Origin of the sequence: Pseudomonas cichorii, from assembly GCF_015471405.1 — a bacterium.
Classification (GTDB): domain Bacteria; phylum Pseudomonadota; class Gammaproteobacteria; order Pseudomonadales; family Pseudomonadaceae; genus Aquipseudomonas; species Aquipseudomonas serbiensis.
In genome coordinates this window covers 347,179-360,069 of the sequence record NZ_BLVZ01000007.1, presented here as the reverse complement: position 1 = coordinate 360,069, position 12,891 = coordinate 347,179, and the positions used below count along the sequence as shown (strand labels likewise).

Below are 12,891 nucleotides of genomic sequence, written 5' to 3'. Positions count from 1 at the left end.
AATGCATTTTTTGTCATGATGCTCTAGGCAAACACTTCAGATTCAGGCATATAACTTGCTTAAGCTGGCGCTTCGGCGCCCTGTAGTGGATGGCGCATGTGCGCCGGCGAATAAGGTGTTTAGCCCCTGCCATGAAACCATCGCTAGTCTTGAGAATGGGCCAGCAGCTGACGATGACGCCGCAGCTGCAACAGGCTATCCGCTTGCTCCAGTTATCGACCCTGGACCTCCAGCAAGAGATTCAGGAAGCACTGGAATCCAACCCTATGCTGGAACGTCAGGAAGAAGGCGACGACTTCGACAACTCCGACCCTCTGGCTGACAACATCGAGCAAAAGCCCAATACAGACGTTCAGGAACCCAGCTACCAGGAAACCGCACCGACTGTGGATAACCTGGAAGACGGCGAGTGGAACGAACGCATTCCAAACGAATTACCTGTCGACACCGCCTGGGAAGATGTCTATCAGACCAGCGCCAGCAGCCTGCCCAGCAACGATGACGATGAATGGGACTTCACCACCCGTACATCCGCTGGCGAAAGCCTGCAAAGCCACCTGCTATGGCAATTGAATGTCGCGCCGATGTCCGACAAGGACCGGCTGATTGCCGTCACCCTGATCGACTGCATCAATAATCAGGGTTATCTCGACGAAACCCTCGAAGAGATAGTCGAAGCCTTCGACCCCGAACTGGATATCGAACTCGACGAAATCGAAGCCGTTCTGCACCGCATTCAGCAATTTGAACCCGCTGGTATCGGCGCTCGCAACCTGAGCGAATGCCTGTTGCTGCAACTGCGTCAGTTGCCGGTAAAAACCCGCTGGCTGGCAGAAGCACAGCGCCTGGTAACCGACTACATCGATCTGCTGGGCAGCCGCGACTATACGCAGCTCATGCGCCGCATGAAGCTCAAGGAAGACGAACTGCGCCAGGTCATCGAACTGGTCCAGAGCCTTAATCCTCGCCCCGGCTCCCAGATCGAGTCCACAGAAGCCGAATACGTCGTGCCCGACGTGATCGTACGCAAGGACAACGAGCGCTGGCTGGTAGAGCTGAATCAGGAGTCGGTACCGCGCCTGCGCGTCAACCCTCAGTACGCCGGATTCGTGCGCCGTGCCGACACCAGCGCCGACAACACCTTCATGCGCAACCAGTTGCAGGAAGCACGCTGGTTCATCAAGAGCCTGCAAAGCCGCAACGAAACACTGATGAAGGTTGCCACCCAGATCGTCGAGCACCAGCGCGGTTTTCTCGAATACGGCGATGAGGCCATGAAACCGCTCGTCCTGCATGACATCGCCGAAGCGGTAGGCATGCACGAGTCGACGATTTCCCGCGTGACCACTCAGAAGTTCATGCACACCCCACGGGGCATTTACGAGCTGAAATACTTCTTTTCCAGCCACGTAAGCACCTCCGAAGGCGGCGAATGCTCTTCGACAGCTATCCGCGCAATCATTAAAAAACTGGTTGCTGCCGAAAATCAGAAAAAGCCGTTGAGTGATAGCAAGATCGCTGGTTTACTGGAGGCACAAGGCATTCAAGTAGCCCGTCGCACAGTTGCCAAGTACCGCGAATCACTGGGGATTGCACCTTCGAGTGAACGCAAGCGACTGATGTGATGCAGGCAGAGCCACAGCGTTCCAGCGGCAGGACTCAACACCTGCCTCTTTATGCACTGGCAAAGGAGAAAGCTGTATGCAAGTCAATATCAGTGGACACCAACTGGAAGTGACCAAGCCCCTTCGTGAATACGTTGAGCTCAAGCTCAAGAAGCTCGAAGGGCATTTTGACAAGATTACTAATGTGCAGGTCACGCTGGCTGTCGAGAAGCTGAAACAGAAAATCGAAGCCACTCTGCACATCCATGGTGGAGAGGTCGTAGCCAACGCCGAACATGACGACATGTACGCGGCAATCGACCTTCTCACTGATAAGCTCGACAGACAATTGCTCAAGCATAAGGAGAAGCAGCAGAACATCCTTAAAGGTGCGACAGCTCGCTGACACTCATCCCAATGATCCGACTTGAAAATATCCTGACCCCCGGCCGTTCATGCGTGAACGTGTCGGGCGGCAGTAAAAAACGTGTACTCGAACAAATTGCCAACCTGATCGGTCGTGAAGTACCGAGCATGGATCAGCAAAGTGTGTTTGAAAGCCTTGTTGCCCGCGAAAAACTGGGATCTACCGGTTTCGGCAACGGCATTGCCATCCCCCATTGCCGCCTTGCAGGCTGTGAAACGCCTGTCAGCGCTGTTATGCGCCTGGAATCCCCCATCGATTTCGACGCCATCGATGGCGCCCCGGTAGACCTGCTATTCGTCCTGCTCGTCCCGGAAGCTGCTACCGATGAACACCTGGAGCTGCTGCGCCAGATAGCCAGTATGCTTGACCGCACAGAAGTACGTGACCGCCTACGCAGTGCCGAAAGCGGTGAAACGCTTTATAAAGTGGTGCTGGACGTACAGAACGGTAACTGATCATGCGCATGATCGTCGTCAGTGGTCGCTCAGGCTCCGGCAAGAGCACAGCTCTGGATGTACTGGAGGACAACGGTTTCTATTGCGTTGACAACCTCCCTGCCGGCCTGCTGCCTGAACTGGCCGAACGCGCCCTGATAAACACCGAACTGGCCGAACCGCTGCTGGCGGTGTCCATTGATGCACGCAACCTCCCGAGCCACTTGACGCGCTTCCCGCAAATGCTTGCCGAGGTTCGTGCACGCAATATCCAGTGCGACATTCTTTATCTGGATGCCGACGAAGCGACCTTGCTCAAGCGGTTCTCCGAAACACGCCGTCGTCACCCCCTGAGCACAGCCAATCGCTCATTGGCCGAGGCCATACACGACGAAACGACGTTGCTGGGGCCGATCATCGATCTGGCCGACCTCAAGATCAACACCACACACCTGAACCTCTATCAACTGCGCGATACCATCAAGCTTCGCCTGCTGAACAGGCCCGAGGCCGGTACCGCCTTCCTGATCGAATCGTTTGGCTTCAAGCGTGGCATGCCTGTAGATGCGGACTTGGTGTTCGATGTTCGCTGCCTGCCCAATCCATACTGGAAGCCGGAACTACGCGACTACTCCGGCCTTGACGCTCCCGTTGTCGAATACCTGGCAGCACAGCCTGATGTCGAGGAGATGTTCCAGGACATTTTTTCCTACCTCAACAAATGGCTGCCTCGCTTCGCTGCCAGCAACCGCTCATACGTCACCATTGCCATTGGCTGCACAGGCGGGCATCACCGCTCCGTCTACCTGACAGAACGTCTGGGTCAGGTGCTGCAACAATCACTCAAGAACGTTCAGGTCCGCCACCGCGACCTAAGCTGAAAGGATTTTCACTGCGATGCCCGCTCGTCAAATCACCATCATCAACAAACTGGGCCTGCATGCCCGAGCTGCCGCCAAGTTCGTGGGCGTCGCAGGCAAGTTTCCCTGCCAGATCAGAGTTGGCCGCTCACCGGACAGCATGGTCGACGGCAAAAGCATCATGGCCGTGATGATGCTGGCTGCCGGCAAAGGCACGGACATTCATCTGCTGACCGAAGGCGAAGGCGAGCAGGACGCCCTGGACGGGCTGGTCGAACTCATCAATAACAAGTTCGATGAGGGCGAGTAAGGCGACTGGCTAATGCCAGGCAGTGAAGAGGCTGGGGCAAAATCCGTGGTGGGGGCCTTGGCCGCGCACTTCACCTTGACTGATCAGCATTACGCCGATTGACATGTTGCTCAATCAGGTACACAACTCGCGTAATGCAGCAGTGGCCAGAAAGCCTGATCGCGAAGCGTAGCGGTGATCCTTCTGAACCTTTTCATCAATCCTGTTCAGAAGATGCTCCGGCAGAGAAGCGTTAAACCTCACCGACTTCCCCAGATAAGGGGTCAAGTCGAAATCAACCAAAGCCCATATGCCATCTGCGTAATCCGGATTACCGAGATGCGCGTCTACTTCTTGCGCCCGAGGTAAAGCCTCATCATCAGCAACGAGCCCCTCCAGGTGCAGCGCCAGTGCTTCATGTACATTTTCAAGCGCTTGCGAGAAGGAGGTACCGGCCGAGAAGCATCCAGGCACATCGGGCACAGTCACACTAAAATCAGAGTCAGCATCTTTATGTATTACAACTGGGAATTTCATTAACGTAATTCTCCCTTGAGAATTAAAGCGCTCGTTACACAGAGCCCTTGAGAGCAGTAACTGTAGATTTGAGAGCCCCGCAAGGCCAATCAGTCGCCCAGCACCACTTTACTGACACCCTACCGGACATTCGGTAGTCACTCCGTACTCACTTCAGGCCGGCGCTTTTCAATATGTTGTGTAGCGTTCCTTTAGCTATTTCAGACTTGGGGTGCGGAACAGTTACCCGGCCTTTTTTGGTTGGATGTTTGAACTGATGATGACTTCCCTTCACCGCCACTTCAAACCATCCATCCGCCTCAATCATTTCAATCAAATCTCGACTTCGCATCTGCCCACTCATCACGCCTTATGTTGTGTACGATACACACGCATAATGGCTTCGTCAAAGCAGAATACACACGATACACAATAATTTTACCCGCGCTCTCACGACTGGCGCCCCTTCAAACCAGCGCCGTATCCATCACCATCATTAAACAAAAACCCGCAATCAATCCCAGACTGGCGATCTTGTTATGCCCGTTCAGGCGTGACTCCGGGATGATTTCATGGGTCACCACCAGCAGCATTGCGCCAGCCGCCAAGGCCAGGCCGAATGGGAGCAGTTGCTCGGCAATGCCCACCAGCCATGCACCGAGCAAGGCAAAAAGCGGTTCGACAAGACCAGAGGCCGCACCAATCAGGAACGCCTTGCCCCGCGACATTCCCGCTCCGGCCAGCACCATCGCGATAACCAGCCCTTCGGGTACGTCCTGCAAGGCAATGCCGATGGCCAGGCTGTCGGCCTCCGAGAGACCACCGCCCGCCGAAACGCCAATCGCCATGCCTTCCGGGATGTTGTGAGCCACTATCGCAATCACGAATAGCCAGATTCGCGGGGCGATTGCCGGATGCTCGGCAGTACCGCCCAGCGGTGAACCTCTGGAGACGCTGTAGTCGACCATGAACAGGCACAACGCACCAACGGCGATACCCGCACTGATCAGGGCGCCCGCTCCCCAGGCAGAAAAGCCAAGACCTTCGGCAGCCTCAAGCCCTGGCACGATCAAGGAAAACGCAGTCGCCGCCAGCATGACGCCAGCACCAAAACCGAGTAATCCATCGGACACCATGATGGGCATGTTGCGAATCACCAGCACCGGAACAGCCCCCAGAGCCGTGCCCAATGCACAAATGGCGCCACCCTCCAGCGCCCGCATCAAGCGTGGTTCCAGGTTGAGCCAGGCCAGTCCCTGCGCGACCAGTAATGCCATACCGGCCAACAGCAGCACTGTCCCGATTGCCAGACGAAACAACCGCACACTGCTGATCGTGAGTATTTCCGAACGCATAAACTGCCTTAGGTCTTTTTATTGAAAAATCAGGCCAGAGCGGCCTGGTAGCGCCGGGACACCTCATCCCAATTGATCACGTTGTAAAACGCATTGATGTATTCAGGACGACGGTTCTGGTACAGCAGGTAGTAAGCGTGCTCCCACACGTCCAGACCCAGAATCGGCGTATTGCCATTCATCAGCGGGCTGTCCTGGTTACCGCTGCTTTCGACCACGAGTTTTTTCTCGGGCGTCACGCTCAGCCAGGCCCAGCCACTGCCGAAACGGGTCAGCGCAGCCTTGGTGAAAGCGTCCTTGAAGCTGTCGAAACCGCCCAGTTGCTCATCGATAGCCTTGGCAACCTCGCCTTGAGGAAGACCGCCGCCACCTGGAACCATCACGGTCCAGAACAGTGAGTGGTTGGCATGACCGCCACCCTGATTGATAACCGCCGGGCGCAGTTTTTCAGGCAATTGCTGGACGCTGGCGACCAGTTTCTCGATTGGCCACTCAGCGAACTCGGTGCCCTCGACAGCGGCGTTGAGGTTGTTGATGTAGGTCTGGTGGTGCTTGGTGTAGTGAATTTCCATGGTTTGCGCATCGATGTGCGGTTCCAGGGCGTCGTAGGCATAAGGCAGTGCAGGCAAGGTATAAGGCATATCAATGTGCTCCGTAGAAAAGGCCAGGAGTGGCGGCTGAATCTCGCTGCAACGATGAGCGCGTATGCTCGCCGTTGCTGTTCAGCAATCTATGCGTCCTTGGGTATTCGCCGTGTTCTCCGATGAAGCCCAACAGTTCGGCATAGGTCTTGTTGCTGTGGCGCAGCGCGGCCTCGCGCAAGGCCTTGGGCAGACGCGGCTCCTGCATGGTTTGCAGCAGATGCTGGTGAATCGAGCACAGGTACTCGGCGCTCTCTTCCGGCTGCCCCAGGCTCAAATGCAGATCGGCCAGGTTGTGATGGGAAATGACACAGGCCGCTACCGCTTCATCGGCATCCGGCCAGCGCTCAAACAGCACTTGAGCCAAAGCCAGCGCCTGAAGGTAAAGCTCGCGGGCCTCGACCCACTCACCCTGATTGAAACAGCGATTGGCCAGTTCGATGGTGCGTTTCCAATGCTGCATGACATACCTCCAGGCGGGCTTGAATCAGATGCCGCCAGCAGTGAGTTTTTCGGGATTGAGCAGCACTTCAAGCTGACTGCGCTGCAAATCGGTGTGTTCAAGGGCGACATCGATGATCGGACGCCCTTGCTGATACGCCTTCTTGGCGATCTCGGCGGCCTTCTGGTAACCGATGATCGGATTGAGCGCAGTCACCAGGATCGGGTTGCGTGACAACGCTTCCTTGAGCTTGGCTTCGTTGACCTTGAAGCTGGCAATCGCCTTGTCAGCCAGCAGGCGGCTGGAATTGGCCAGCAACTCGATGCTGCTGAGCAGGTTCTGGGCAATGATCGGCAGCATCACATTCAGCTCGAAGTTGCCGGACTGCCCTGCCACGGTAATCGCCGCATCGTTGCCGATGACCTGCGCCGCAACCATGGCAGTCGCTTCCGGGATCACCGGATTGACCTTGCCCGGCATGATCGACGAGCCAGGCTGCAAGGCTTGCAGCTCGATCTCACCCAGGCCGGCCAGCGGGCCGGAGTTCATCCAGCGCAGGTCATTGGCGATTTTCATCAGAGAAACGGCTGTCGCCTTGAGCTGACCGGAAACCGCCACTGCGGTGTCCTGAGAACCGATCAGTGCGAAAAGGTCCTTACCCTGCACGAACTGCACGCCACTCAAAGCGCTCAGGTGCGCACTGAAACGTGCCGCAAACTCAGGATGCGCGTTGATGCCGGTGCCGACCGCTGTGCCGCCTTGAGCCAGAGCCTGCAAGCTTGGCTGCAAACCTTGCAGGTGTTCGACATTGGCGCGAATCTGCTGCGCCCAGCCGTTCAGGACCTGGCTCAGGCGAACCGGCATCGCATCCATCAAATGGGTACGGCCAGTCTTGACGAAGGCATGCACCTGCACAGCCTTGTGCTCAGTGACCTGCACCAGATGATTCAAGGCTGGCAGCAATTGCTCATGCAATGCCAGGGCAGCGCTGACATGAATGGTGGTCGGGATGATGTCGTTGCTGCTCTGACCGCAGTTGACGTGATCGTTCGCGTTGACCGTTTCACCCAGCACACGTGTGGCGAGAGTCGAAATCACCTCATTGGCATTCATGTTGGTGCTGGTGCCGGAGCCGGTCTGATAGATATCCACCGGGAAGTGAGTCATGAAATCACCCGCCAGCAGTTCCTTCACGGCGCTGACGATGGCTTTGCTCTGCCCTTCGCTGATCTGCTCCAGCTCAAGATTCGCCTGCGCTGCGGCCGCCTTGGCCAGCAGCAAGGCCCGAATGAATTGCTTGGGCATACGCTGCTGGCTGATCGGAAAGTTATCCACCGCACGCTGAGTCTGTGCGCCATACAAGGCCTCGGCCGGGACTTGCAGTTCGCCCATGCTGTCGCGTTCGATACGGGTATTACTCATCGGAATGTCCTTGCACCAGTTCAGAGAGAGAAATCGAAGGCTGCAAAACGCAGGAAGCCAGTTGATGCACGTAGACTTCCCAGCGCTGCTTGCGTGCGGGAGTGGAGGCCAGCGCTTTCACATCGCGCAATGGCCGCCATGCCTGATCCAGACACAGACAGCGCCAATGCCACGGCAAGACGGTGTCGCGTGCGGTGTCCATCAACAGGCGGAATGTGGTTTCGGCGATAAGCGTCTGGGGCGTAGCCGTGAAACGCGCCAGATAGCGCCCTTCAGCCAGGTAATGATCGATGAGGCGCGGTTCGTCAGGCTCAAGGGCACAGCGAATCCGCAGACTCAGCCCGCGCCAGTTTTCCAGATAAGGCAGCTCGTGCAACACAGACCCCATGACCGCATCTCATTTTAGAAATGATATTCATTATTGAATGAGATTAAGAATCAAAACAAGTGCGGAGTTGGAGAGGGTCTAAAAGATGAGGGTATGAAAGGAAGAATTGGGATGGTTTTTCGCGAATGAATCCGCTCCTACGGGTGTAGGAGCGGATTCATTCGCGAAGAGGCGTTTTAGCTACCCGCTACAGTCATGCGCTCGATCAGTACCGAGCCTGTGCGAATATTGCTGCGCAACTCAAGATCGCTGCCAATCGCGACAATCTGCTTGAACATGTCGCGCATATTGCCGGCAATGGTCACTTCCTGAACCGGGAACTGGATCTCGCCGTTCTCGACCCAGAAACCCGCCGCACCACGCGAATAATCGCCGGTCACGATGTTCAGGCCGCTGCCCATCAATTCGGTCACCAGCAGGCCACGCCCCATGCGCCGGATCAGCGCGGCCTGGTCTTCAGTGCCGTGGGTGACGAACAGGTTATGCACGCCACCAGCGTTGGCAGTGCTGGGCAGACCCAGTTTTCGGCCCGAATAGGTGCTCAGGACATAGGAAACCAGCGTGCCGTTTTCCACGAACGGCTTGGCATAAGTCGCCAGACCATCACCATCAAAAGCAGAGCTGCCCATGGCACGCAGCAGGTGTGGACGCTCATCGATGGTCAGCCACTCAGGGAAGAGGCGCTCACCCAGCGTGCCTTCAAGGAAGGAGGACTTGCGATACAGATTGCCACCGGCAATCGCCGACAGAAGACTGCCGAACAACCCACCCGCCATTTCAGCGGAGAACAGCACTGGAACTTCGCAGGTCGGAACAGGACGTGCGCCCAGGCGACTGGCGGCACGTTGCGCAGCCTTGCGACCGATGCTCTGGGCATCGGCCAGCAAGGAGCCGATACGATTGACGTCATACCAGTAATCACGCTGCATCTGGCCTTCGCCTTCGGCGATCATCACGCAACTGAGGCTGTGACGTGTCGAAGCGTAACCACCGATAAAGCCGTTGCTGTTGCCGTAGACACGGCAGCCCTGGTGAGTATTGAGCGTGGTGCCATCGGCGTTCTTGATCCGGCTGTCGGCGTCGAAGGCTGCCGCTTCGCAGATCAGGGCCTGTTCAATGGCTTGCTCTGGGGTGATGTCCCAGGCATGGAACAGATCGAAATCCTTGTCTTCCTTGGCCATCAGTGCAGCATCGGCAAGACCGGAGCTTTCGTCCTCGGAGGTATGTTTGGCAATCGCCAATGCCGCGGCAACGGTTTCACGGATGGCATCTGCGCCACTGGCCGAAGTGCTGGCCGAGCCTTTGCGCTGCCCCACGTACAAGGTGATGCCAAAGCCTTGATCGCGGTTGAACTCCACGGTTTCCACTTCACGCTGACGAACGGATGTCGACAGCCCCTGCTCCAGCGACACGGCAACTTCGCAGGCGCTGGCGCCCTGACGCCTGGCTTCGGCAATGATCTGCTCGACCTGTTCCTGCAGCTCGGGCAAGGCCTGAGGGCCGACGCTTTGGGTTGCACTCATGATTTTCTCCATCAAATTCTGCTTTCGGCACACGCCGAATACCGACCGGGCCGGACAAGCGGCCCTCGACTGGTTATCATGGCGGCGTTTATTTGCGGACGGCCCCCATGGTTGATTCTTACGACGACTCCCTCGACGGGGAGAAAAGCAAAAGCCAGGTAAAACGCGAGCTGCATGCTCTGGTTGATCTTGGCGAGCGACTGACGACATTCAAGCCCGATGTGCTGGCAAAGCTGCCTCTGACCGACGCCTTGCGCAAGGCTCTGGCAGATGCGCCCAAACACACGGCGCACATTGCCCGCAAGCGCCACATTCAGTTCATTGGCAAGCTGATGCGCGATCAGGACCAGGAAGCCATTCTGGAATTGCTGGACCAACTCGATGCCTCCACTCGCCAGTACAACGAACGCTTCCACGCTCTGGAGCGCTGGCGTGATCGCTTGATATCGGGCAATGACGGCGATCTGGAAAAGTTCGTCATCGATTACCCGGATGCTGACCGCCAGCAACTGCGCTCGTTGATCCGTCAGGCTCAACACGAAGTTGCACGCAACAAACCGCCGGCCACCAGCCGCAAAATCTTCAAATACATCCGTGATCTGGACGAGATTCAACGCGGTCTGCGTTGATCACGACAGAGTCACGAACGACCGGGGCTGATCGCAAGCGGCCAGCCCCGCTCACCCTCAACCGCCTGTGCCACCCACAGTGATTGCATCAATCTTCAGGGTTGGCTGACCGACGCCTACCGGCACCGACTGTCCATCCTTGCCACACACGCCCACACCGCTGTCGAGCGACAGATCGTTACCGACCATCGACACCCGGCTCATGGCTTCCGGGCCGTTGCCGATCAGGGTCGCGCCCTTGACCGGCGCAGTGATCTTGCCGTCTTCGATCAGATAGGCTTCGCTGGTGGAGAACACGAACTTGCCGCTGGTGATGTCGACCTGACCACCGCCCAGGTTGGCGCAATAAATACCCTTCTTCACCGACGCGATGATTTCCTGCGGATCACTCTCGCCACCCAGCATGTAGGTGTTGGTCATCCGTGGCATCGGCAGATGTGCATAGGACTCACGACGACCGTTGCCCGTGCGGCCCACACCCATCAGGCGCGCATTGAGCTTGTCCTGCATGTAGCCCTTGAGAACCCCGTTCTCGATCAGGGTCGTGCATTCGGTCGGAGTACCTTCGTCGTCCACGCTCAGCGAGCCGCGACGCCCGGCCAGCGTACCGTCATCGACGATAGTGCAAAGGCTGGAAGCAACCCTTTCACCGATCCGACCGCTGTAGGCCGAACTGCCCTTGCGGTTGAAGTCGCCTTCCAGGCCATGCCCGACCGCTTCGTGCAGCAATACACCGGACCAGCCGGAACCCAGCACCACAGGCAAGGTGCCCGCTGGCGCCGGAATCGCTTCAAGGTTCACCAGCGCCTGACGCAACGCTTCACGGGCATAGCCCATGGCACGGTCTTCAGAGAGGAAATAATGGTAGTCGGTACGCCCGCCGCCACCATGACCGCCGCGTTCGCGGCGACCGTTCTGTTCGACGATGACGCTGACATTGAAACGCACCAGCGGCCGGACATCGGAGGCCAGCGTGCCGTCGGCGGCAGCCACCAGAATGCGCTCCCAGACCCCGGACATGCTCACCGAAACCTTCTGGATACGTGGGTCCAGAGCGCGGGTGGCAACGTCAACGCTCTTGAGCAGTTCGACCTTCTCGGCACGGGTCAGCACTTCGAGCGGGTTATCCGGTGCATACAACTGGGTCACATCCTGGGAGGTGAATGCCTGAACCCGGCCATTCTGGCCCGCACGGGAAATGGAGCGAGCGGCACGGGCCGCAGTGTTCAAGGCTTCCAGCGTGATTGCATTGCTGTAGGCAAAACCGGTTTTCTCACCCGATTGCGCACGCACGCCAACCCCCTGATCGAGGTTGAAGCTGCCTTCCTTGACGATGCCGTCCTCCAGAGACCAGGACTCCGAGATCATCCCCTGAAAATAAAGGTCAGCCGCATCGATTCCAGGTCCGGCCAGCTCGCCCAGAACCGATTGCAGGCTGTCCAGAGTCAAGCCACCGGGCGCCAGAAGATGTTCGCTGACAGAGGACAAGCCACTCATATTCACTCCGAAGCAGGCCGCACGGCGTCCTGCGAAATAAAGCGCCGGTGACTGGACACCGGCATCCGCGCCCGTATGGACGCCTGTTCTTCACTGTCTCGTTCGGCCAGCAGCACAGCTTCACCCTGTTCCTGCCGGCCCAGCACACGACCCCATGGATCGACGATAGCCGCGTGCCCGTAGGTTTCGCGAGGCCCCGGATGAATTCCGCCTTGCGCGGCCGCCAGCAGATAACACTGGGTTTCGATGGCACGCGCCCTGACCAGAACCTCCCAATGCGCCGCGCCGGTCACTGCCGTGAAGGCCGACGGCGCGGTAATCAATTCAGCCCCGGCTTCGCGCAGGGCGGTGTAAAGCTCCGGGAAACGCAGGTCGTAACAGACACTCAAGCCCAATCGGCCTACGGGTGTGTCGGCAACAACCACATTGTTCCCATGAGCATAGTCATCCGATTCACGATAGCGACCGCGATTATCAGCGACGTCGACATCGAACAAATGCAGCTTGTCATAGCGAGCGACCTGCTCGCCCTGCTCGTCCACCAGCAACGAACAGGCCGTGACCTTGCCATCGGGCCGATCATTGGGCGGCAATGGCAATGTTCCGGCAACAATCCATAACTTGAGGTCACGGGCAGCCAGTTTCAACCACGGCAGGATCGGACCTTGCCCACGGGCCTCGGCGCGACCGATATCGGCAACGTCACGACGCCCCATGGCGGCAAAGTTCTCGGGCAACACCGCAAGGCGCGCCCCGCTCTCGGCAGCTTGCTCCAGCAGCCTGCGAGCCTGGGCAAGATTGCCGAGAACGTCGCTCTGGCTGACCATCTGAATCACGGCAAAAGACATGGCACTTCCCTTACAT

General features: G+C 57.7%; 16 protein-coding genes. 6 read left to right on the top strand and 10 right to left on the bottom strand.

Annotation, left to right across the window (positions count from 1 at the left end; genetic code table 11):
• Positions 1-131 precede the first annotated feature (131 nt).
• The 5 genes from JL015_RS13535 (at position 132) to JL015_RS13515 (ending at position 3,635) form a co-directional block, all read left to right on the top strand.
• Positions 132-1,625 (top strand): RNA polymerase factor sigma-54, encoded by a 1,494-nt coding sequence (locus tag JL015_RS13535; RefSeq protein WP_201005776.1) that lies wholly within the window; start codon positions 132-134, stop codon positions 1,623-1,625.
• A gap of 76 nt (positions 1,626-1,701) precedes the next feature.
• Positions 1,702-2,010 carry a ribosome hibernation-promoting factor, HPF/YfiA family gene (gene hpf / locus JL015_RS13530; protein WP_025261779.1) on the top strand — a complete coding sequence of 103 codons (309 nt, stop codon included), beginning with the start codon at positions 1,702-1,704 and terminating at the stop codon, positions 2,008-2,010.
• 11 nt (positions 2,011-2,021) lie between these two features.
• Positions 2,022-2,486 carry a PTS IIA-like nitrogen regulatory protein PtsN gene (ptsN, locus tag JL015_RS13525; RefSeq protein ID WP_201005777.1) on the top strand — a complete coding sequence of 155 codons (465 nt, stop codon included), beginning with the start codon at positions 2,022-2,024 and terminating at the stop codon, positions 2,484-2,486.
• A 2-nt stretch (positions 2,487-2,488) separates the two neighbouring features.
• Positions 2,489-3,346 carry an RNase adapter RapZ gene (gene rapZ, locus JL015_RS13520; RefSeq protein WP_201005778.1) on the top strand — a complete coding sequence of 286 codons (858 nt, stop codon included), beginning with the start codon at positions 2,489-2,491 and terminating at the stop codon, positions 3,344-3,346.
• A gap of 16 nt (positions 3,347-3,362) precedes the next feature.
• Positions 3,363-3,635 (top strand): HPr family phosphocarrier protein, encoded by a 273-nt coding sequence (locus JL015_RS13515; RefSeq protein WP_201018791.1) that lies wholly within the window; start codon positions 3,363-3,365, stop codon positions 3,633-3,635.
• A 114-nt stretch (positions 3,636-3,749) separates the two neighbouring features.
• Here the strand turns inward: JL015_RS13515 and JL015_RS13510 are convergent, their stop codons facing one another.
• The 8 genes from JL015_RS13510 to pmbA form a co-directional block, all read right to left on the bottom strand.
• Entirely contained in the window at positions 3,750-4,151 is a 402-nt protein-coding gene (locus JL015_RS13510) for a type II toxin-antitoxin system HicB family antitoxin (protein WP_201018790.1), read from the bottom strand.
• Positions 4,152-4,299: 148 nt separating this feature from the next.
• A complete protein-coding gene (locus JL015_RS13505) occupies positions 4,300-4,482 on the bottom strand; it encodes a type II toxin-antitoxin system HicA family toxin (protein ID WP_200994626.1) in 183 nt (60 codons plus the stop codon).
• Positions 4,483-4,597: 115 nt separating this feature from the next.
• The gene (locus JL015_RS13500; protein ID WP_201005784.1) at positions 4,598-5,485 is read right to left on the bottom strand and encodes a ZIP family metal transporter; all 888 of its coding nucleotides are present in this window, start codon (positions 5,483-5,485) and stop codon (positions 4,598-4,600) included.
• 29 nt (positions 5,486-5,514) lie between these two features.
• Entirely contained in the window at positions 5,515-6,126 is a 612-nt protein-coding gene (locus tag JL015_RS13495) for a superoxide dismutase (protein WP_201005786.1), read from the bottom strand.
• 1 nt (position 6,127) lies between these two features.
• On the bottom strand, positions 6,128-6,589 hold the full coding sequence (locus JL015_RS13490) for a tetratricopeptide repeat protein (protein WP_201005788.1): 462 nt from the start codon (positions 6,587-6,589) through the stop codon (positions 6,128-6,130).
• A 24-nt stretch (positions 6,590-6,613) separates the two neighbouring features.
• The gene (locus tag JL015_RS13485) at positions 6,614-7,990 is read right to left on the bottom strand and encodes a class II fumarate hydratase (RefSeq protein ID WP_201018789.1); all 1,377 of its coding nucleotides are present in this window, start codon (positions 7,988-7,990) and stop codon (positions 6,614-6,616) included.
• Entirely contained in the window at positions 7,983-8,378 is a 396-nt protein-coding gene (locus JL015_RS13480) for a FagA protein (protein WP_201018788.1), read from the bottom strand. The genes JL015_RS13485 and JL015_RS13480 overlap by 8 nt, the downstream gene beginning before the upstream one ends.
• A gap of 176 nt (positions 8,379-8,554) precedes the next feature.
• On the bottom strand, positions 8,555-9,901 hold the full coding sequence (pmbA, locus tag JL015_RS13475) for a metalloprotease PmbA (protein WP_201005794.1): 1,347 nt from the start codon (positions 9,899-9,901) through the stop codon (positions 8,555-8,557).
• Positions 9,902-10,008: 107 nt separating this feature from the next.
• On the opposite strand from pmbA, the gene yjgA reads away from it, so the two are divergent.
• Positions 10,009-10,530 carry a ribosome biogenesis factor YjgA gene (gene yjgA, locus JL015_RS13470; RefSeq protein WP_117165779.1) on the top strand — a complete coding sequence of 174 codons (522 nt, stop codon included), beginning with the start codon at positions 10,009-10,011 and terminating at the stop codon, positions 10,528-10,530.
• 57 nt (positions 10,531-10,587) lie between these two features.
• Here the strand turns inward: yjgA and tldD are convergent, their stop codons facing one another.
• Entirely contained in the window at positions 10,588-12,027 is a 1,440-nt protein-coding gene (gene tldD, locus JL015_RS13465) for a metalloprotease TldD (protein ID WP_201018787.1), read from the bottom strand.
• Positions 12,028-12,029: 2 nt separating this feature from the next.
• Positions 12,030-12,875, bottom strand: a complete 846-nt coding sequence (locus tag JL015_RS13460) for a carbon-nitrogen hydrolase family protein (RefSeq protein WP_201018786.1) — start codon at positions 12,873-12,875, stop codon at positions 12,030-12,032.
• Positions 12,876-12,891: the final 16 nt, after the last annotated feature.